Here is a 19,917-nt window from a genome sequence, read left to right on the forward strand (position 1 = left end):
AAGGGTTGACGGCCCGAAGCGCTGAGTGCCGTCGTGGGGCTCTTGGGGGCCCCATCCGCATATCGGGAGTCGGACGAGACCGGTTGAGGGCGGCACATGCGGACTCAGGTGCCCGCAAACCCCCATCGATGTCAGTGCTACCGGTAGAATGGAAGACAATCCCGCCCCGACTGTGGGGACCGCCCGGGAAAAGCTGAGCAACGCTGATCAAGGCTTACCAACGCAACATGCCGCAGCCGCTCCGGCAACCTGCCGACGAGCCCGGCTCGTGCTGTGCCAGAAAGGGCGCTTCGTGGCCGATTCCGGCAACCCCAACGAGAACATCCCGTCCACCGACACCGGCGTGAACAGCGCGGCGAGCACCTCGGGCAACGAGGTCACCGCCTCGTACGACGCCAGTGCCATCACCGTCCTCGAGGGTCTGGACGCGGTCCGCAAGCGACCCGGTATGTACATCGGTTCCACCGGTGAGCGAGGACTGCACCACCTGGTGCAGGAGGTCGTCGACAACTCCGTCGACGAGGCGCTGGCCGGTCACGCCGACACGATCGACGTGACGATCCTCGCCGACGGCGGCGTCCGGGTCGTCGACAACGGCCGCGGCATCCCGGTGGACATCCACCCGGTCGAGAAGAAGCCCGCCGTCGAGGTCGTACTGACGGTGCTGCACGCGGGCGGCAAGTTCGGCGGCGGCGGCTACGCGGTCTCCGGTGGTCTGCACGGTGTCGGTGTCTCCGTCGTGAACGCCCTGTCGTCCAGGGTGTCCGTCGACATCAAGCGCGACGGCTACCGCTGGACACAGGACTACAAGCTGGGCGTCCCGACCGCGCCGCTCGCCAAGCACGAGGCGGTGGAGGACTCCGGCACGACGGTCACCTTCTGGGCCGACCCGGACGTCTTCGAGACCACCGAGTACTCCTTCGAGACGCTCTCCCGGCGCTTCCAGGAGATGGCGTTCCTCAACAAGGGACTGAGGATCAACCTCACCGACGAGCGCGAGTCGGCGAAGGCCACCGCCGGCGCGGACGAGGCGGGCGAGGACGAGAAGCACGAGGTCAAGACCGTCTCGTACCACTACGAGGGCGGCATCATCGACTTCGTGAAGTACCTCAACTCCCGCAAGGGGGACGTGGTGCACCCCACCGTGATCGACCTGGAGGCCGAGGACAAGGACAGGCACCTGTCCCTCGAGGTCGCGATGCAGTGGAACGGCGGCTACACCGAGGGCGTGTACTCCTTCGCCAACATCATCCACACCCACGAGGGCGGTACGCACGAAGAGGGCTTCCGCGCGGCGCTCACCTCGCTCATCAACAAGTACGCGCGGGACAAGAAGCTGCTGCGCGACAAGGACGACAACCTCACGGGCGACGACATCCGCGAGGGTCTGACCGCGATCATCTCGGTCAAGCTGAGCGAGCCGCAGTTCGAGGGCCAGACCAAGACCAAACTGGGCAACACCGAGGTGAAGACCTTCGTCCAGAAGGTCGTCTACGAGCACCTCAACGACTGGCTGGACCGCAACCCCAACGAGGCCGCGGACATCATCCGCAAGGGCATCGCGGCGGCCACCGCGCGCGTGGCGGCCCGCAAGGCGCGCGACCTGACCCGTCGCAAGGGCCTGCTGGAGTCGGCGTCGCTGCCGGGCAAGCTGTCCGACTGCCAGTCGAACGACCCCACCAAGTGCGAGATCTTCATCGTCGAGGGTGACTCCGCCGGCGGTTCGGCCAAGTCCGGCCGCAACCCGCAGTACCAGGCGATCCTCCCGATCCGCGGCAAGATCCTCAACGTCGAGAAGGCGCGCATCGACCGGATCCTGCAGAACCAGGAGATCCAGGCGATGATCTCCGCGTTCGGCACCGGTGTGCACGAGGACTTCGACATCGAGAAGCTCCGCTACCACAAGATCATTCTGATGGCGGACGCCGACGTCGACGGCCAGCACATCAACACCCTGCTGCTGACGTTCCTGTTCCGCTTCATGCGGCCGCTGGTCGAGGCCGGGCACGTGTACCTGTCCCGTCCGCCGCTCTACAAGATCAAGTGGGGCCGGGACGACTTCGAGTACGCGTACTCCGACCGCGAGCGTGACGCGCTGATCGAGATGGGCCGCAACGCCGGCAAGCGCATCCGCGAGGACTCCGTCCAGCGCTTCAAGGGTCTCGGTGAGATGAACGCCGAGGAGCTGCGCGTCACCACGATGGACCAGGAGCACCGGGTCCTCGGCCAGGTCACCCTGGACGACGCCGCCCAGGCCGACGACCTGTTCTCGGTCCTCATGGGCGAGGACGTCGAAGCCCGCCGCGCGTTCATCCAGCGCAACGCCAAGGACGTCCGCTTCCTCGACATCTGAGTCGGTCTCAGCTGACCGCACCAGGAAGGACCTTCACCAGCAATGACCGACGAGAACACTCCTGTGACGACGCCCGAGGACGACGCCCTGGCGATGCGTGTCGAGCCCGTCGGGCTCGAGACGGAGATGCAGCGTTCCTACCTCGACTACGCGATGTCCGTCATCGTCTCGCGTGCGCTGCCGGACGTCCGTGACGGCCTCAAGCCCGTGCACCGCCGCGTGCTGTACGCCATGTACGACGGCGGTTACCGTCCCGAGCGCGGCTTCTACAAGTGCGCCCGCGTCGTCGGCGACGTCATGGGCAACTACCACCCGCACGGCGACACCTCCATCTACGACGCCCTGGTGCGCCTCGCCCAGCCCTGGTCGATGCGGATGCCGCTCGTCGACTCCAACGGCAACTTCGGCTCGCCGGGCAACGACCCGGCGGCGGCCATGCGGTACACCGAGTCGAAGATGGCGCCGCTGGCCATGGAGATGGTCCGCGACATCGACGAGGAGACCGTCGACTTCACGGACAACTACGACGGCCGCTCCCAGGAGCCGACCGTCCTGCCGGCCCGCTTCCCGAACCTGCTGATCAACGGCTCGGCCGGTATCGCGGTCGGCATGGCGACCAACATCCCGCCGCACAACCTGCGCGAGGTCGCGGCCGGCGCCCAGTGGTACCTGGAGAACTTCGAGTCCTCGCACGAGGAGCTGCTGGACGCGCTCATCGAGCGCATCAAGGGCCCCGACTTCCCGACCGGCGCCCTCGTGGTCGGACGCAAGGGCATCGAGGAGGCGTACCGCACGGGCCGCGGCTCGATCACCATGCGCGCGGTGGTCGAGGTGGAGGAGATCCAGAACCGCCAGTGCCTGGTGGTCACGGAGCTGCCCTACCAGACCAACCCCGACAACCTCGCGCAGAAGATCGCCGACCTGGTGAAGGACGGCAAGATCGGCGGCATCGCGGACGTCCGCGACGAGACGTCGTCCCGGACCGGTCAGCGCCTGGTCATCGTGCTGAAGCGGGACGCGGTCGCCAAGGTCGTCCTGAACAACCTCTACAAGCACACCGACCTGCAGACCAACTTCGGCGCCAACATGCTGGCGCTGGTCGACGGCGTGCCGCGCACGCTCTCCCTGGACGCGTTCATCCGGCACTGGGTGAACCACCAGATCGAGGTCATCGTCCGCCGTACGCGCTTCAGGCTGCGCAAGGCCGAGGAGCGGGCGCACATCCTGCGCGGCCTGCTGAAGGCCCTGGACGCCATCGACGAGGTCATCGCGCTGATCCGGCGCAGTGACACCGTGGAGATCGCGCGCGGGGGCCTGATGGACCTCCTGGAGATCGACGACATCCAGGCCAACGCCATCCTCGAGATGCAGCTGCGCCGGCTGGCCGCCCTGGAGCGCCAGAAGATCGTCCAGGAGCACGACGAACTCCAGACGAAGATCAACGAGTACAACGAGATCCTCGCCTCCCCGGTCCGCCAGCGCGGCATCGTCAGCCAGGAGCTGGCCGCGCTCGTCGAGAAGTACGGCGACGACCGCAAGACGAAGCTGATCCCCTACGAGGGCGACATGTCCATCGAGGACCTGATCGCCGAGGAGGACATCGTCGTCACGGTCACGCGCGGCGGCTACATCAAGCGCACCAAGACCGACGACTACCGGGCCCAGAAGCGCGGCGGCAAGGGGGTGCGCGGCGCGAAGCTCAAGGAAGACGACATCGTCAACCACTTCTTCGTGTCCACCACCCACCACTGGCTGCTGTTCTTCACCAACAAGGGCCGGGTCTACCGGGTGAAGGCCTACGAGCTGCCCGACGCCGGCCGGGACGCGCGCGGACAGCACGTGGCGAACCTGCTGGCCTTCCAGCCGGACGAGACGATCGCCCAGATCCGTGCGATCCGCGACTACGAGGCGGTGCCCTACCTGGTCCTGGCCACCAAGGCGGGCCTGGTGAAGAAGACACCGCTGAAGGACTACGACTCTCCGCGCTCGGGCGGTGTGATCGCGATCAACCTGCGGGAGCAGGAGGACGGTTCCGACGACGAACTGATCGGCGCCGAACTCGTCTCGTCCGAGGACGACCTGCTGCTGATCAGCAAGAAGGCGCAGTCGATCAGGTTCACGGCGACCGACGACACGCTCCGTCCCATGGGGCGTGCGACCTCGGGTGTCAAGGGCATGAGTTTCCGCGAAGGGGACGAGCTGCTCTCGATGAATGTTGTTCGACCCGGTACGTTCGTGTTCACTGCCACAGACGGCGGGTACGCGAAGCGGACCGCCGTCGACGAGTACCGCGTCCAGGGTCGCGGCGGCCTCGGCATCAAGGCTGCCAAGATCGTCGAGGACCGCGGCACCCTCGTCGGCGCGCTGGTGGTCGAGGAAACCGACGAGATCCTCGCCATCACGCTGTCGGGCGGTGTGATTCGTACGCGAGTCAACGAGATCAGGGAAACCGGACGTGACACCATGGGCGTCCAACTGATCAATCTGGGCAAGCGCGATGCCGTGGTCGGCATCGCCCGTAACGCCGAAGCTGGACGCGAGGCGGAGGAAGTCGACGGCGACGTGGCCGTGGACGACACCACCGACGGGGACGCGACCGTCGGCACGGACGAGGGTGAGGTGCCCTCGCCCGAGTAGCACGAGGAGTGAGTCAGCGTGAGCGGAGCCACGGGCGCCGGACCGGCCGGTACCAGCAGGGGAACGGACGGCGGCGGCCGTGGCTCCGCCGCGCGGGCGGCTGATCCGCACACGACCAATCTCAAAGCGATCAAGGCGCCCGCCAAGGGCGCCTCCTCGTCCAGCAGGCAGGGATCCCAGGGGGGAACCGTGACGGACACCCGAGGCCCGCAGCAGGCCGCGCCCGAGCAGGGCGCCGCCGCTCAGACGGCCTCACCGCTGCCGGGGGAACGGCAGCCGCAGCAGGAGGCGGGTCCGTACCACCCGCCGCAGGCCTACCCGGCGCAGGCCGGTACGGCGGCCGGTCAGACCGGCGCGGTACGACGTCCCCGTACGGGGGCGCGCACCACCCCGCGCGTGCGCAAGGCACGCCTGCGGGTGTCGAAGGCCGACCCGTGGTCGGTGATGAAGGTCAGCTTCCTGCTCTCCATCGCGCTCGGCATCTGCACCATCGTCGCGTCCGCGGTGCTGTGGATGGTCATGGACGCCATGGGCGTGTTCTCGACGGTCGGCGGCACGATCGCCGAGGCGACCGGCTCCAACGAGTCGAACGGCTTCGACCTCCAGTCGTTCCTGTCGCTGCCGAACGTCCTGATGTTCACGACGATCATCGCGGTCATCGACGTCGTCCTGGCGACGGCGCTGGCGACGCTCGGCGCGTTCATCTACAACCTCTCCGCGGGTTTCGTGGGCGGTGTGGAGCTGACGCTGGCCGAGGACGAGTGAGCTGCTCACAACGGTTCACCCGGCTCGTCCGGCGGTCGCCGGACAACCGATTTTGGGACTGCCCCGGTCGTGCGCTAATCTTCAGGAGTCAGCGCGCGGGACACACACCGCAGAGCGCGGCGGGGCTATAGCTCAGTTGGTTAGAGCGCATCCCTGATAAGGATGAGGCCACAGGTTCAAATCCTGTTAGCCCCACCAGCGTGAAGACCCCCCTCCGGTATCGGTCGGGGGTCTTCGGCGTTCATGGCCGACATCAGCCGATGAGCGGATCTTCCAGAAGCTCGGCGGGCATGCCGAGCGCGGCGAGTGTGCCGGAAGGCAGCCGGAGGGACGTCTCGGGCTCGGGCGGCTGCAGGCGGGCGCCGAGGGTGTTGCCCGGGGCGCCGGCCATGAGAGCCGGGCCGGTGGCCGTGCGTGGTGCCGGTTCAGGGCGTCGGAGTTCCTCCGGGCCGGGGCGGAGGGTCCGGGTGACGAGCCGGGCGCCGGGGGACGGTGCCGAAGCGGCGGCCAGGAGACGGGAGACCTCGGGGCCGGGAGAACGGACACGCGGATGAGCGCGCCGGGCAGGGTGTCCGGCGCCGGACGGCGCACGAGTGGCCTTCTCGAAGCGCCGTCGCGTCGGTGGCCCCACAGGGCGCGGGGCCCGCCACCACGTGGTGCAGCGGGTTCGTGGGCGTGACGGCCGGGTGGGACACGGCGAGAACCCTGAGCCGCACAGGGAAGGGAAGCGCCGCCCCGGGCCCTCCGACCGGCGAGGTCACCACGGCAACCGGCATCCCGACCGCAAGGCCGGCCGCCGCCGGTTCCCACTCCGCTCAGCGCCCCGTCGGGAGTCGCCCGCCCTCGGGCCGTGCTGCGCCGAAGGCAGGGCGGAAGCCCGACGCCGACAACCGGTACGAGCCCGGTCGCTGCCGGACGCCGGGGCGCAGCCGTGGGAGGTCCCGGGGGCGTATGCCGTGTCGGCGAACCGCCCTCGATCGTCCTGATGAGGAGGAGGCCACCGGTTCACCTCCTGTCGGCCCCATCGGCGAGAAGACCCCCGGCCGGTGTCGGCTGGGGGTCTTCCGGTGTCGGCTCGGGCCGTGGTGCTGTACGCAAGTTCGCCAGGACTCGGGGGAGCGGTGACGGCACGAGGAAGGACGGGAGCGGCCCTTGCGATCAGCGCTGGAGGGGGATGCGGCCGACGGCGGGTTTTGCGCGGGGGGACGTCGTGTCGTCGGAGCAGTCCGCGGAGTCGGGCTCCGCCGTCGTGTCCGGGAGCGGGCGGTGCCGGCAGCTGGGAGACTTGCCGTGGGCCTCGGCGTGGATGCGCTGTTTCATCGTGGGCGGCAGGGCCCTGACCAGTGACCAGGACCAGAGGGCCGTCGTCGGAGCCGACGCGTTCGGGGCGCTGTCGCTGTTGCGCGTCTCTTCGGTCTGCGGTACGGCCGCGGAGGCGGTCGTGGTGATGAGTCCGAGCGCCGTGCACAGCGCGAGGAAGGCGGTGACGATGGCGTTCCACAGCTTCATGACCTTGTTCCGGGCCATGGCCCCTCACTTTCGGGTTGGGCGATTTGCGTACTTTCCTCATCATGTGTATGAGGCTCGCGAAGTGGGGGACCGACGCCCGTGGCGCGTGGATGTTCAGATGAACACCACACGGATGGGTGCATAAACGGCGAAAAGATAAGGATGCAGCGGAGAAGCCGCGAAAGTGACCGTCCGTGCGTGCGTGGTCACACTCCGGTCGAATTGCCGTGCTTCGCTCCTACTGAGCCGTACCGCAGGGCAGTTGGAGGGGGCGACGCAGGTCACCGATCGGTATCGACCGGTGTGTATAGTCGGGCGGCAGAGGTCCCCTACGTCAAGGAAAGACGAGGTCGCGCGGTGAAGAAGCTTCTCCTGGTCGCACTGGCCGCCATCGGCGGGCTCCTCGTGTACCGCCAGATCCAGGCGGATCGCGCCGAGCAGGATCTGTGGACGGAGGCGACTGACTCCGTGCCCACGGGTTCGTGAGTACCGACATCCGACGCTGAACAGACCCCGGCCGCCTGCGCGGCCGGGGTTTTGTGCGGGCGGGGACTTGTCGGCGAACCTCGTCCGCGGGGCAGGATGGGCGCGGTGCGGCGTCCGGGCGACGACGAGGGGTGGCGCGTGAGAGGACGGCGGGGTACGGGTCGGGCTGGGCGCAGCGGTCCCTCGGCCGGCGGACGCGCGGGCGCGGTGACGCTCGCGTCCGTGCTGGTGCTGGCACCGTCCGGTGTGCCGCAGGGGCGGACGGCCGTCGCGGACGAGGCCGCCGGGGACGCCGCGGCCTACGCCTTCGCCGAGGACGCGCGGAGCATCGACGGCGCCGTGAGCACCGCGGACGCCGTGGAACGACTGGAGCCCGGCCGCACCTACCGGAGCACCCTCCCGGCGAGCGGCACGGTCTACTACCGTCTGGAGCTCGACGGCGTCACGAGCACCTACGCATCCGCCACCGCCGTGCCCCCGGCCGGCCGCACCGCCTCCGTCATCGACGGGGTCAAGGTGGCCGTGCAGGACGGCGAGGGCCGCTCCTGCGACGTGGACACGGCGAGCTTCGGCGCCGCCGGCAGCCCGCATCCGGTCGCCGCGTGGGCCATGCGGGAGATCTCCCCCAGAAGGTCCCTCTGCCAGGAGGCCGGTACGTACTACCTGAGCGTCGAACGCGTCGACCCGGACGGCGCGGCCTCCTCCCCCGGCCCCTGGGAGATGGAGCTCACCACGGTGTCGGAGCCACCTCTCGCGAAGGCCGGTGCGACGAGCGCGCCGAAGGAGTGGAACTCCGCCCCGCCCCAGCCCCTCACGGGAAAGCCCGAACGGCGCTCCGGGGGCGCGGGCTTCACCCGGGCCGTCCCCGTCGGCCAGGGAGTCTGGCGGGACGACATCCGCCCCGGCCAGACACTCTTCTACAAGGTCCCCGTGGACTGGGGTCAACAGCTCTACGCCACCGCCGAACTGGGCAGTTCGAGCACGGGCGGCGGCCGCTACACCGCCGCCGCGCTGGACCTGGACCTCTACAACCCCGTACGCGGGCGCGTCGTGGACGTGGGCGTCGGCTACGACGGCGTCCAGAAGGCGGGGAGCCTCGCACCCCTCCCGCCGGTCGCGTACGTGAATCGGCACGCCCCCGGCCGTCAGACCGGGGCGATGCGGTTCGCCGGCTCCTACTACCTCGTCGCGCACCTCTCGGCCGCGGTGGCGGACGACTTCGGCGATCGGCCCGTTCCGCTGACGCTACGGGTGCGGCTGAGCGGCGCGGCACAGGACGGACCCGGGTACACGGGGGAGTCCGTGCCGCCGGACGTCTTCACGGTCACGGGGGAGGACCGGGAGGCGGCGGCCGAGGGCGAGGACGCGGACGACGACGCGGTCCTCCGGGCGCTCGCGGTGGGCGGCATCGGCACCGGTACCGCACTGCTGGCGGGGCTCGGGGCGTGGACGCTGGCGGCTCGGCGGCGGACCGCCCCGTAAGCCGTGGGCGCGGGCAGCGGCGGTCAGATGCGCGTGAGGGCCCAGAACCCCACGGCGTAGCAGGCCAGGGCCAGGAGCAGCAGGGGAACGGCCACCTGTGCCGGAGGGCCGGGGCGGCGGCTGCGCCGGCGGTGGGACCGGGGGGCGGCTGGTCCGCTCCGGGGCAGTGCCTCGCCCGGAGGCGGATCCTGCGAGTCCTGGGCGGTGTACTCCGCGGTGGAGACGTCGGGGTACGCGGTCGGCGGTGACAGGGGGGAGCGCAGCCGATGAGTGGGGTCGTGGGGGGCGGCCGAGGGGACGGGGACGACAGGCCGGTGCTGCACCGGCGCCCGGGGGGCCCGTCCGGGCGGCGGCGGAAGGGGCAGGGGGGAGGAGGTGATCGTGGCCCGGGGCGGCGGCAGGAGGAAGCTTCCGGTGTCCGACATGCCGGGAGACTGCGGGGAGGCGTCGGACGCGGTGCCCAGGCGCGGATCGGCGGGGACGACGCCTCCACCCCCGTCCGGGCCCGCACCGAGCGCTCCCGATCCGGCTCCGGAGCCTGTGCCGGAGCCCGCTGCCGGGGCCGCCCGGACGGATCCGGGACCGCCCGTACCGCCGGAAGCGTCCGTACCGCCGGAAGCGTCCGTACCGCCCGTGTCCCGGCCGGATCCGGGCCCGGTACCGGGCAGAGCGTCCCGCTCCTCCTCCAAGGCCGTACGCTCCGCGCCCGAAACCCGCTTCAGCGGACCGTCCGGAGCGAACCCCGGTGGCAGGGGACCCAGTTGGTCGAAGATCTCGATCAGCTCGTCGTCGGGTCCGGGATCCGGAAGGAGCTCCGCGGCAACCGCGAGAGCCTTCCGCGCCCCCGTGGCCGTGCGGAACCGCGCCTGCGGATCCGGCTGGAGCAGCGAGGCCACCACCTGCCACAGCGGCTCGGGAATGCCCTGGGGCGCGCCGGGTGTCCCGTGGTCGGCGAAGTACTGGATGAGGGCCTTGGCGTCCGGTTTGGCGCCCTCCAGCAGATACAGCGCCACCAGGCCCACGGCGAACAGGTCGGCGGGGAAGTCCGGTTCGGAACCCATCAACTGCTCCGGCGCGAGATAACCCGGCGTGCCCACCACCAGGTTGGTCTCGGTCAGCCGGGGCTCGCCCAGCCGCATCGCGATGCCGAAGTCCGACAACCGCAACCGCGGCCTGCCCGTGCCGGTGGCCTCCAGGAGCACGTTGGCGGGCTTGATGTCGCGGTGCACGACGTCCTCCGCGTGCACCGCGGCGAGCCCCGCCAGCAACTGGTCGAGCAGGGTGCAGACGAAGGCCGGCGGCAGCGGGCCGTAATCGCCGACCAGGTGGACCAGCGAACCGCCGGCCACCAGGTCCATGGTGAACAGGACCTTGTCGTCGTCGGCGGCCCAGCTGGTGGGCGCCAGGACGTGGGGGTGGTCGATCCGCAGCGCCTGTTCACGCACGAAACGGAGGAGGGAGTGGGCGTCGCTCTGCAGCAGGACCTTGGCGGCCACATAACGGCGGCGGCGGTGGTCCCAGGTGCGCCAGACGGCGCCGACACCCCCGCGCCCGATCGGATCGACCAGTTCGTACCGGCCGGCGAAGACCTCACCCATCGCTGTGCGTCGCCCCTCCCCTGCGGTGTCCCCCGTTGTCCGCGCGTCCCCGGCAGCCGGCCCCCTCCGGCCGCCGGGCGGGGAATCAGTTCTGGTGGGACTGGTAGTGCGTGACCGCGTCGGAGGTGCGGCCCGCACCGTAGACCCGGAGGAACTCTGCCAGTTCGGGGTGGGTGGGGGCGAGGGTGTCGGCGGCCTCGATGATGTCGCCGGCGGCGGCGACCGAGCGCAGCAGGGACTGGATCTCACGGACCACCCGCTTGACCGTGGGCGCCCCCGAACTGCTCGTGGTCTGCGTGGTGTTGCTGAGCACCGAACCCCCCTGTGACTTCTTGATCTCGTCCATGCGCTCGGTGGCCTCGGCCGCGCTCACACTGCCGTCCGCGACCTGCCCCGCCAGGTCCTGCAGCAGCTGCACCCGCTGCACCACGGCGGGATTCCCGATCTTCGCCCGCTGGCCGCTCATCAGCTGCGACAGCATCGGTGCGGACAGTCCCAGAACCCCCGCGAGACGAGCCTGGTTGAGGCCCAGATCGTCTATGAGCCTACGGAAGAGCGTCCCCAGCGGCTCTCCGTACCAGTTCCGCTGCAGTTCCCGCGCTCTTGCGGTGGCTTCCTGCTGTGCGGCGTCCATTGCGTCTCCCCATCGCTTCCCCAAGAACCGTGGTTCGCTGTAGCGAACCACGTCCGAGCATCTTACGGAGAGTGGTTGGTCACGGGGACCCCCAATCCTTTTGCGGAATCCCCGGGGGGACCCGGTACTCTGGTCCCAGGCGCCCACCGGAATGCGGTTCTCGCAGGTGGACGCTTTCCTCCGGGGCCTTAGCTCAGTTGGTAGAGCGCTGTCTTTGCATGGCAGATGTCAGGGGTTCGACTCCCCTAGGCTCCACATACGGACCCCTTTCCACCTGCGGAAACGCGGCGGGAGGGGTCCCTTGTTTCACGTGAAACGGCGCGGTGGGGCAGGAGACACCCAAGTCTCCTGCCCCACCGCGCCGTTGGCGTCCTCGCGCGTCAGGCCTGGTCGTCGCGCCGGGCGGCTTCCTCCTCGGCCTCCTTGGTCTCGACCTCCGGGTCGAGCGTGGTCCCACTGCCGTCCACCGACGTCAGCTTCGTCGATCCCGACGACGCGTCCGTCGCGGCCGGCGGCTCCACCAGCCAGTCCGGGTTGGCCTGCTTGTCCCACCACTTCCAGGCGGCGACGGCCCCGCCCGCCACGGCACCCAGAATCAGGATCATCCTCGCGGCACGGCCGGCCTTCGCCCGCCGCCGCTGTTTGCGGACCAGCTTCTGGATCTGCTGTGCCGAAACCTGACCGCGCAGCGCGACCAGCGCGGCCGCACCACGAGCCGCGGCCTCGTCCCTCGCGGGCCCGGCGACGGCCACCACCTGCTCGATCCTCGGACGGGAGTACTCCGCCGCCTGTCGGGCGGCCTTGCGGGTGCGGTCGACAGCCTGGTGGGCGGCCTGGTCGACCTTCGGCGGCACATGCGTCCGGGCCTGTTCCAGATAGGGCTGCACATGGGCGCCGTACTGGACGCGGGCATGGCCGGCCGCCTGCGTCACCACGGGGGCGAGCCGTACGCGGGCCTCCTGCGCGTAGTGCGCGGCCCTGACCTTGGCCGTGTCGGCGTAGGGCGCCACCACTTCCGCGGCGTGCAGCACGCTGTCCTTCGCCGAACCGGTCGCGGCGCGCACGCTGTCGATGCGGGTCACGGGTTCCTCCTCCTCGGTGGCGTACGGTATTTCGACTTTCCACCCTTTTACGGATCATGCCTGCCGGGTCGCCGCGCGGCATGCGCGGACGGGCATCCGGGTGCCGGTGAACGTGATCGACACTGATATGGACTGCGATAACGGATGTATCCGGGGCAACGGGAGCTTGTCGTCGACAATGCCACGGATCGCCGCCCCGCGCCCCCGGCACGGGACCGTTCGTCCGGTTTTCCGCAAGCGGAAAGGCCTGGTCGTCCACCTGTGAACGGGCGTCGGGCGACTGCGCGCCCCGTCCGTGCGAGGATCAGGGAGTCACGGAAAGACAACGGAAGGCACATCGTGGCTGAGCAGCTCAACGCCACCCTGAAGACCAATCACGGCGACATCCAGGTTCGGCTCTTCCCGAACCAGGCGCCGATCACGGTCAAGAACTTCGTCGAGCTCGCCAAGGGCGAGCGGGAGTGGACCCACCCGCAGACCGGTGCGAAGTCCACGGACAAGCTCTACGACGGCACGGTCTTCCACCGGGTGATCAGCGGTTTCATGATCCAGGGCGGAGACCCGCTGGGCAACGGCACCGGTGGTCCCGGTTACCAGTTCGAGGACGAGTTCCACCCGGACCTGCGCTTCGACAAGCCCTACCTGCTGGCGATGGCCAACGCCGGCCCGGGCACCAACGGCTCGCAGTTCTTCATCACCGTCGCCCCGACGGCCTGGCTGAACCGCAAGCACACCATCTTCGGCGAGGTCACCGACGCCGCCAGCCAGAAGGTCATCGACGCCATCGCGTCCGCGCCGACCAACCCGCGCACCGACCGCCCGGTGAACGACGTGGTGATCGAGTCCGTCGAGATCCACGAGGGCTGAGCACCTCGTCCCCCCGGGGCGCGCAGGCCCTCGAAGGGAACCAATCGCCCCGCTCATCCGTAAGGATGGGCGGGGCGGGGCTTTTCCACACGACCTAGGGGATCCCATGGACGACCAGGCTGCCGGCAGCCCGCAGGACGCCCAGCGCGTCCCCGTCTGTTATCGCCACCCGGACCGCGAGACCGGTGTCCGCTGCACCCGGTGCGAGCGTCCGATCTGCCCCGCGTGCATGGTCGACGCCGCGGTCGGGTTCCAGTGCCCGGAGTGCGTCCGCAGAGGCTCGGGCACGGGACACGCGCCCGCGGCCTCCGTGCCCCGCACGCTCGCCGGCGGAGCCGTCGCCGCGGACCCCCGGCTGATCACCAAGATCCTCCTCGGGATCAATCTCGCGGTGTTCATCGCCGTGCAGGCCCGGCCGTCCCTGCTGGATCCCCTCGTACTGGTCGGCGTCTGGCCGCCGGCACCGTTCATGCCCACCGAGGGGGTGGCCGAGGGCGAGTGGTACCGCCTGTTCACCTCGATGTTCACGCACGAGGAGATCTGGCACATCGCCTTCAACATGCTCGGTCTGTGGTGGCTCGGCGGGCCCCTGGAGCAGGCTCTGGGCCGGGCCCGCTATCTGGCGCTCTACCTGGTCTCCGGCCTGGCGGGCAGTGCGCTGACCTATCTGCTGGCCGCGGGGACCACGGCCTCGCTCGGCGCCTCGGGTGCGATCTTCGGACTGTTCGGCGCGACCGCCGTACTGATGCGCCGGCTCAACTACGACATGCGCCCGATCATCGCCCTGCTGGTGATCAATGTGATCATCACATTCGGCTGGGGCAACATCGCCTGGCAGGCCCACGTCGGCGGACTCGTCGCCGGTGTCGTGGTCGGGTACGCCATGGTGCACGCTCCGCGGGAGCGGCGGGCGCTGGTGCAGTACGGCACGTGTGCGCTGGTGCTGGCCGCGGTCGTCCTGATGACCCTGTTGAGGACGGCGCAGCTTACCTGAGCGCCGAGTTGTCCACAGTCAGTGGCGGATCTTGTGCACAGGGTGTAAAGGGGGTTTCGCGCTGGGGCGGCGGCCAGTGTTTCCCCAGCTCAAGCGGTATGCGAACAGATTCTCGGTTACCGGTGCGTCTGTCGCACCGGTGTCAACGTTTCGAAAGTTATCCACAGATCAGGTCTGCTATCCACATGTGGACAAGGGGTGTGGATAACTCGGAGGGCGACCCTGCCCGGAGCTGTTCGACAGCTCCGGGCAGGGAACGATCACCGTTCGGCGAGCGTCACTTCCACTGGGTGGAGACGCCGAATCCGGCGGCGATGAAGCCGAAGCCCACCACGATGTTCCAGTTGCCCAGGGCGTCGATGGGCAGCGAACCGTCGGTGACGTAGAAGACGACGATCCAGGCCAGCCCGATGAGGAACAGGGCCAGCATCACCGGCGCGACCCAGGCGCGGTTGGTCAGCTTGATCGCGGTCGTCTGCTTCGCCGGCGGCGGCGTGTAGTCGGCCTTCTTGCGGATACGTGACTTCGGCACGAGGGTCTCTCCTGTCGATGCGCTGCGTGGCCGCGCAGGGAACTGGGTCGGGCTCGGAGCAGCGTACAAGGGGACTCTGAGCGCTCCCCCGGGCGTCCGTTAGCGTAGTGCTTCCGCGGCGCCGAAGGAGATAAGGGTACGTTGAGCAATTCTGCCGACTTTCCCGGGAAGGAATCCAGTCCTGTCCGCCGGCGCCGTCCGAGGCCCGTGCGGATCCTCACCGCGGGCGTCTTCGCCCTGGCGGGACTCATCTTCTTCACCAGCTTCGACACGGCCAAGGGCACCAACATCCGCACGGACGCCTCGCTGCTGAAGCTCTCCGACCTGATCCACGAGCGCAGTCGCAAGAACGGCGAGCTGGAGGAGTCCAACGGCGCGTTGCGCGAGGACGTGGAGTCCCTCGCGGAACGTGACGACGGCAGCACCGAGGCGGAGGACGACAAGCTCGCCGACCTGGAGAAGCGTGCCGGCACGCAGAAGCTCGAGGGTGAGGCGATCACGGTCACCCTCAACGACGCGCCGCCGGACGCCACCGCCAGGCTTCCCGGCTATCCCGAGCCGCAGCCCGACTATCTGGTCATCCACCAGCAGGACCTGCAGGCCGTGGTGAACGCGATGTGGGAGGGCGGCGCCGAGGGCATCAAGGTCATGGACCAGCGGCTGATCTCCACCAGCGCGGTGCGCTGTGTGGGCAACACCCTGATCCTGCAGGGCCGCGTCTACTCGCCGCCGTACAAGATCACGGCGGTCGGTGACCCCGGGAAGCTGAAGAAGGCGCTCAGCGCCTCGCCGGCGATCCAGAACTACATGGTGTACGTCAACGTCTACGGGCTCGGCTGGCAGGTCGAGGACAACGGGACCGTGACCCTGCCCGGTTACTCGGGCACGGTGGACCTGCACTACGCGAAGCCCGTGGAGTAGCGGCCCGTCCCGGTTTCACGTGGAACATGCCGGGCATCGAGGCGATCGGCCCCGATCCACGTACTCGTGGGTGCACGCGGCCCGGCCCGTCCTGATCCCCCGCAGCCTCCGGAGACCGGGAAACCGGAGGGGGCGCGCCGTTAGTCTGTTGGCGTACGGCGTGGGTCTGGTGCCGTGGTACGACGGAAGGGACGGCATGTACAGCTGGATCTGGCGGCATCTGCCGGGCAACGGATGGGTGCGGGCACTCATTTCACTGGTGCTGATCGTCGCCGTGGTCTACGTCCTCTTCCAGTACGTCTTCCCGTGGGCCGAGCCGCTGCTGCCCTTCAACGATGTGACGGTGGACAACCAGTGAGCGCGCGCATTCTCGTCGTCGACAACTACGACAGTTTCGTCTTCAACCTGGTCCAGTACCTGTACCAGCTGGGCGCCGAGTGCGAGGTGCTGCGCAACGACGAGGTGTCGACGGCGCACGTCCGTGGGGGCGCCTCCCGCTCGAGCGGAGCCGAGAGTGGGGGAGGTTTCGACGGAGTGCTGCTGTCGCCGGGCCCGGGCACTCCCGAGGAGGCCGGCGTCTGTGTGGACATGGTGCGGCACTGCGCGTCCACCGGGGTGCCGGTGTTCGGCGTCTGCCTCGGCATGCAGTCGATGCAGGTGGCGTACGGCGGTGTGGTGGGCCGGGCGCCCGAACTGCTGCACGGCAAGACCTCGCCGGTGGAGCACGGGGGCAAGGGCGTCTTCGCGGGCCTGCCCTCCCCGTTCACGGCCACCCGCTATCACTCGCTGGCCGCCGAACCGGCCACGGTGCCGGCCGAGCTGGAGGTCACGGCCAGGACGCCGGACGGCATGGTGATGGGACTGAGGCACCGTGAACTCCTGGTCGAGGGCGTGCAGTTCCACCCCGAGTCGGTGCTGACCGAACACGGCCACCGGATGCTGGCCAACTGGCTGGTGGAGTGCGGCGACGACGGCGCGGTGGCGAGGTCGGCGGGGCTCGCCCCGGTGGTGGGCAGGTCCTCGGCGTGACCGCGCTGCGCCCCGAGCGCGAGTCCGACGCCCATGGCGGCGCCGGCGAGCAGGGCACCCCGTACGGCGGGCAGCCGTACGGGGAGCCGGGTGCGTACGGGGGCGGTTGGTACGACGGCACGGCGCCCGACTCCTACGGCGGCGCTTCCGGGGACACCGCGTACCTGCCGCCGGTCGACGAGGAGACGGTGGCGCTGCGGATCCCCGAGCCGCCGGAGCGGACGGAGCGTGAGGAGCCCGCGTCGGCTTTAGCGGCACCGGGCGGGCGTGCGGCCCGCAGGAAGGCCGCCAGGAAGCGCCACGGGCGCCGTGGAGGCTCTCGCAAGGCCGTGGAGGGCCCCGGCGCGGGCGCGGGGCGGGAAGCGGCGTCAGAGGCGTCCGAGGGGGCGTCACGGGCGCCGCTGTCGAGGGTGGAGGCGCGGCGGCGGGCGCGGGCGAGCAAAGCGAGCCCGGCGGTCGTCGCGAGCCGGGCGATCGGGGAGGTGTTCATCACCTGCGGGGTGTTGATGCTGCTCTTCGTGACTTACCAGCTGTGGTGGACGAACGTGCGGGCGCAGGCACAGGCCGGCCAGGAGGTCAGCGACCTCCAGAAGGACTGGGAGAGCGGCGAGCGCAAGCCGGGGGCGTTCGAGCCGGGGGAGGGCTTCGCGCTGCTGCACATCCCCAAGCTGGACGTGGTGGTGCCGATCGCGGAGGGCATCAGCAGCAAGAAGGTGCTCGACCGCGGCATGGTGGGGCACTACGCGGAGGGCGCGCTGAAGACGGCTATGCCGGACGCGAAGACCGGCAACTTCGGACTCGCGGGCCACCGCAACACGCACGGGGAACCGTTCCGGTACATCAACCGGCTGGAGCCGGGCGACCCGATCGTCGTCGAGACGCGGGACGAGTACTTCGTCTACAAGATGGCGTCGATACTGCCGGTGACGCCACCGAGCAACGTGAGCGTCCTCGATCCGGTGCCGAAGGACTCGGGCTTCACCGGGCCCGGCCGCTACATCACGCTGACCACCTGCACACCGGAGTTCACCAGCAAGTACCGCTTGATCGTCTGGGGCAAGATGGTCGAGGAACGGCCGCGCAGCAAGGGCAAGCCGGATGCGCTCGTCAGTTAAGGGCAGAGGGAACGTGGCATCGACCGCCGACGACACCGAAGAGCACGCCGACGCGCCCGCGTCCTCGCCCCCTGCGGGGCGCCGCCGCATGGGGCCGGTGGCGATGGTCGTCAGCTTCTTCGGGGAGCTCCTCATCACCGCGGGCCTGGTGCTCGGTCTGTTCGTCGTCTACTCGCTGTGGTGGACGAACGTCGTCGCCGACCGCGCGGCGAACCAGCAGGCGGACAAGGTCCGGGACTCCTGGTCCCGGGAGTCCGGCGGCGGCGGTGGCAGCGGCGGTCCCGCCACCTTCGACAGCAAGGACGGCATCGGCTTCCTGCACGTGCCCGCGATGAGCGGTGACGAGATCCTCGTCGAGAAGGGCACGACGATGAAGGTCCTCAACGACGGCGTCGCCGGCTACTACACCGACCCCGTGAAGGCGACCCTGCCGACCTCCGGCAAGAAGGGCAACTTCTCCCTCGCCGCCCACCGCGACGGGCACGGCGCGAAGTTCCACGGCATCCACAAGATCGAGAAGGGCGATCCGATCGTCTTCGAGACGAAGGACACGTGGTACGTCTACAAGGTCTACGGCATCCTCCCCGAGACCTCGAAGTACAACGTCGACGTGATCGGGAAGATCCCCGAGGAGTCCGGCAGGAAGAAGGCCGGCCACTACATCACGCTGACGACCTGCACGCCGGTGTACACCAGCAAGTACCGGTACGTCGTGTGGGGCGAGCTGGTCCGCACGGAGAAGGTGGACGAGGAGCGGACACCGCCGGAGGAACTGCGCTGAATCCCCCTGCCGAAGGGGTCGGTTTCCTACCATGACGAAGGCCCGAAGCCGCAACTTCCCTTTGCGGCTTCGGGCCTCCTGCCCATGGGCCTAGCGCGGCGCCTTCAGCCGTGCTCCGGCGCTCCACGCCTCCAGTTCCGCACGGTCCAGGGTGAGGACCCCGCTCAGGTCGACGATCACCCGGGCCTCGTGGCTGAAGTAGGACGTGGTGACGAACAGGGCGACATCGACGCGTTCGACGGCCCGTGCGGCGCCGGCGAACCTCTGCATGTCCGAGCTCGGCACGGGGCGGTGGCCCGCCCGGTTCTTGCACTGGACGGCGACGGTGCGGCCGTCGGCCGTGCGTGCGGTGATGTCGATGCCCCGGTCGATGTGGGGCTGTCGTACGACGACGTCACCGCAGCCGTCCCGGCGCAGCAGACCGGCCACATGGCGTTCGAACGCCTGCCAGGTCATGGCCGCGATGGAGTCCCTGACCCGGTCCGCCGGGATCTCCCCCTCCAGGGCGCTGATCCGCCGGTGGTGCCGGCACAGCGTGCGCTCGACGTTCTCGATGTCCTCGCGGAGCGCGATGAGCTCGCGGCGGTGTTCACCGGATGTGGCGATCAGAGCGTTGAACATCGGCACGACCGTCGTGCCGAGGATGTGGGTGATCCGCTGGTCGATGCGGTCGTCGAGCGGGACGGTGTCGGGTCGCGAAAAGTTTTCCACAGGCTGTGTGCGGGCCAGGCGCTCCATGTCGAGCAGGTATGTGCGCACCTGACGGGCGACGTGGCTGTCGCGGAGGAGCATGGCGACGTTGAGGACACCACGACGCGAGTAGATGGTGAGGCTCCGACGGGCCTGTGGATAACTCGCCAGTGAGAGTGACATGTTGTCACTCTCGAACTTTCGCAGGTCAGAGCCTCGGAGTACCGCCATTCCATTGACTTCGAGCTCTTCACGGTGGCGCTTGGTCAGTTGTCGGACGGCTTCGATCGTGACCTCGAAGTACGCCGCCACCATCGCCGTCGTCACATGCATGCCGTCCGGCAGCAGCGACAGGGCCTTGACCCTGTCGAGGACCTACGTGCGGTCCAACACGCTGTTGCGCAAGGTCTTCGACTCCAGCAGCGCGGATTCGTTGATCATC

At 69.3% G+C, this 19,917-nt stretch carries 18 protein-coding genes and 2 tRNA genes; 14 read left to right on the forward strand and 6 right to left on the reverse strand.

The genetic code is table 11. The features are described from left to right. Positions 1–292: 292 nt before the first annotated feature. The 4 genes from gyrB (at position 293) to ACZ8ZB_RS17000 (ending at position 5,953) form a co-directional block, all read left to right on the forward strand. A complete protein-coding gene (gene gyrB / locus ACZ8ZB_RS16985) occupies positions 293–2,353 on the forward strand; it encodes a DNA topoisomerase (ATP-hydrolyzing) subunit B (protein ID WP_470738546.1) in 2,061 nt (686 codons plus the stop codon). A gap of 42 nt (positions 2,354–2,395) precedes the next feature. Then, entirely contained in the window at positions 2,396–4,990 is a 2,595-nt protein-coding gene (gene gyrA, locus ACZ8ZB_RS16990) for a DNA gyrase subunit A (protein ID WP_470738547.1), read from the forward strand. Positions 4,991–5,008: 18 nt separating this feature from the next. Next, the gene (locus ACZ8ZB_RS16995) at positions 5,009–5,755 is read left to right on the forward strand and encodes a DUF3566 domain-containing protein (protein ID WP_470738548.1); all 747 of its coding nucleotides are present in this window, start codon (positions 5,009–5,011) and stop codon (positions 5,753–5,755) included. 121 nt (positions 5,756–5,876) lie between these two features. Continuing rightward, positions 5,877–5,953 (forward strand) — tRNA-Ile (locus ACZ8ZB_RS17000). A 960-nt stretch (positions 5,954–6,913) separates the two neighbouring features. Here the strand turns inward: ACZ8ZB_RS17000 and ACZ8ZB_RS17005 are convergent. After that, positions 6,914–7,282: a DUF6344 domain-containing protein gene (locus ACZ8ZB_RS17005; protein ID WP_470738549.1), complete on the reverse strand. Its 369-nt coding sequence runs from the start codon at positions 7,280–7,282 to the stop codon at positions 6,914–6,916. Positions 7,283–7,621: 339 nt separating this feature from the next. Between ACZ8ZB_RS17005 and ACZ8ZB_RS17010 the strand changes: the two genes are divergently transcribed. Continuing rightward, positions 7,622–7,750, forward strand: coding sequence for a DLW-39 family protein (locus ACZ8ZB_RS17010; RefSeq protein ID WP_003999697.1), 129 nt, complete (start codon positions 7,622–7,624; stop codon positions 7,748–7,750). 96 nt (positions 7,751–7,846) lie between these two features. After that, positions 7,847–9,232: a hypothetical protein gene (locus ACZ8ZB_RS17015; protein ID WP_470738550.1), complete on the forward strand. Its 1,386-nt coding sequence runs from the start codon at positions 7,847–7,849 to the stop codon at positions 9,230–9,232. Between the two features lie 23 nt (positions 9,233–9,255). On the opposite strand, the gene ACZ8ZB_RS17020 is transcribed toward ACZ8ZB_RS17015, so the two are convergent. Further along, on the reverse strand, positions 9,256–10,830 hold the full coding sequence (locus tag ACZ8ZB_RS17020) for a serine/threonine-protein kinase (RefSeq protein ID WP_470738551.1): 1,575 nt from the start codon (positions 10,828–10,830) through the stop codon (positions 9,256–9,258). A gap of 85 nt (positions 10,831–10,915) precedes the next feature. Continuing rightward, positions 10,916–11,464 (reverse strand): helix-turn-helix domain-containing protein, encoded by a 549-nt coding sequence (locus tag ACZ8ZB_RS17025; protein ID WP_470738552.1) that lies wholly within the window; start codon positions 11,462–11,464, stop codon positions 10,916–10,918. Between the two features lie 182 nt (positions 11,465–11,646). Between ACZ8ZB_RS17025 and ACZ8ZB_RS17030 the strand changes: the two genes are divergently transcribed. Further along, positions 11,647–11,719, forward strand: a tRNA-Ala gene (locus ACZ8ZB_RS17030). Between the two features lie 125 nt (positions 11,720–11,844). Here the strand turns inward: ACZ8ZB_RS17030 and ACZ8ZB_RS17035 are convergent. Then, a complete protein-coding gene (locus ACZ8ZB_RS17035) occupies positions 11,845–12,546 on the reverse strand; it encodes a DUF5324 family protein (protein ID WP_470738553.1) in 702 nt (233 codons plus the stop codon). 339 nt (positions 12,547–12,885) lie between these two features. Here ACZ8ZB_RS17035 and ACZ8ZB_RS17040 point away from each other — a divergent pair, with 339 nt between their 5' ends. Together ACZ8ZB_RS17040 and ACZ8ZB_RS17045 are read left to right on the forward strand one after the other, a co-directional pair. Further along, a complete protein-coding gene (locus ACZ8ZB_RS17040) occupies positions 12,886–13,413 on the forward strand; it encodes a peptidylprolyl isomerase (RefSeq protein ID WP_030820063.1) in 528 nt (175 codons plus the stop codon). Positions 13,414–13,519: 106 nt separating this feature from the next. Next, positions 13,520–14,407 (forward strand): rhomboid family intramembrane serine protease, encoded by an 888-nt coding sequence (locus tag ACZ8ZB_RS17045; RefSeq protein ID WP_470738554.1) that lies wholly within the window; start codon positions 13,520–13,522, stop codon positions 14,405–14,407. 277 nt (positions 14,408–14,684) lie between these two features. Here the strand turns inward: ACZ8ZB_RS17045 and crgA are convergent, their stop codons facing one another. Further along, the gene (gene crgA / locus ACZ8ZB_RS17050; protein WP_053635432.1) at positions 14,685–14,939 is read right to left on the reverse strand and encodes a cell division protein CrgA; all 255 of its coding nucleotides are present in this window, start codon (positions 14,937–14,939) and stop codon (positions 14,685–14,687) included. Positions 14,940–15,080: 141 nt separating this feature from the next. On the opposite strand from crgA, the gene ACZ8ZB_RS17055 reads away from it, so the two are divergent. The 5 genes from ACZ8ZB_RS17055 to ACZ8ZB_RS17075 all read left to right on the forward strand — a co-directional run bounded on the left by ACZ8ZB_RS17055 (position 15,081) and on the right by ACZ8ZB_RS17075 (position 18,785). Then, positions 15,081–15,860 (forward strand): DUF881 domain-containing protein, encoded by a 780-nt coding sequence (locus tag ACZ8ZB_RS17055; protein ID WP_470738555.1) that lies wholly within the window; start codon positions 15,081–15,083, stop codon positions 15,858–15,860. Positions 15,861–16,056: 196 nt separating this feature from the next. After that, a complete protein-coding gene (locus ACZ8ZB_RS17060; protein WP_185931086.1) occupies positions 16,057–16,218 on the forward strand; it encodes a hypothetical protein in 162 nt (53 codons plus the stop codon). Then, the gene (locus ACZ8ZB_RS17065; RefSeq protein WP_470738556.1) at positions 16,215–16,889 is read left to right on the forward strand and encodes an aminodeoxychorismate/anthranilate synthase component II; all 675 of its coding nucleotides are present in this window, start codon (positions 16,215–16,217) and stop codon (positions 16,887–16,889) included. The genes ACZ8ZB_RS17060 and ACZ8ZB_RS17065 overlap by 4 nt, the downstream gene beginning before the upstream one ends. Next, positions 16,886–18,004 (forward strand): class E sortase, encoded by a 1,119-nt coding sequence (locus tag ACZ8ZB_RS17070; protein WP_470738557.1) that lies wholly within the window; start codon positions 16,886–16,888, stop codon positions 18,002–18,004. Before ACZ8ZB_RS17065 ends, ACZ8ZB_RS17070 begins: the two co-directional genes overlap by 4 nt. Positions 18,005–18,017: 13 nt before the next feature. Beyond that, positions 18,018–18,785: a class E sortase gene (locus ACZ8ZB_RS17075; RefSeq protein WP_470738558.1), complete on the forward strand. Its 768-nt coding sequence runs from the start codon at positions 18,018–18,020 to the stop codon at positions 18,783–18,785. A gap of 90 nt (positions 18,786–18,875) precedes the next feature. Here ACZ8ZB_RS17075 and ACZ8ZB_RS17080 read toward each other — a convergent pair whose 3' ends face one another. Beyond that, entirely contained in the window at positions 18,876–19,658 is a 783-nt protein-coding gene (locus tag ACZ8ZB_RS17080; RefSeq protein ID WP_470738559.1) for a restriction endonuclease, read from the reverse strand. Positions 19,659–19,917: the final 259 nt, after the last annotated feature.

This window comes from Streptomyces sp. 12E, from assembly GCF_055633275.1.

What these genes read in the sequence shown, in the direction of transcription:
- gyrA (WP_470738547.1), top strand. Translation starts at nt 2,396, where the DNA reads ATGACCGACGAGAACACTCCTGTGACGACGCCCGAGGACGACGCCCTG.
- ACZ8ZB_RS17015 (WP_470738550.1), top strand. Translation starts at nt 7,847, where the DNA reads ATGGGCGCGGTGCGGCGTCCGGGCGACGACGAGGGGTGGCGCGTGAGA.
- ACZ8ZB_RS17060 (WP_185931086.1), top strand. Translation starts at nt 16,057, where the DNA reads ATGTACAGCTGGATCTGGCGGCATCTGCCGGGCAACGGATGGGTGCGG.
- ACZ8ZB_RS17045 (WP_470738554.1), top strand. Translation starts at nt 13,520, where the DNA reads ATGGACGACCAGGCTGCCGGCAGCCCGCAGGACGCCCAGCGCGTCCCC.
- ACZ8ZB_RS17025 (WP_470738552.1), bottom strand. Translation starts at nt 11,464, where the DNA reads ATGGACGCCGCACAGCAGGAAGCCACCGCAAGAGCGCGGGAACTGCAG.
- ACZ8ZB_RS17020 (WP_470738551.1), bottom strand. Translation starts at nt 10,830, where the DNA reads ATGGGTGAGGTCTTCGCCGGCCGGTACGAACTGGTCGATCCGATCGGG.
- ACZ8ZB_RS17080 (WP_470738559.1), bottom strand. Translation starts at nt 19,658, where the DNA reads ATGTCACTCTCACTGGCGAGTTATCCACAGGCCCGTCGGAGCCTCACC.
- ACZ8ZB_RS17005 (WP_470738549.1), bottom strand. Translation starts at nt 7,282, where the DNA reads ATGGCCCGGAACAAGGTCATGAAGCTGTGGAACGCCATCGTCACCGCC.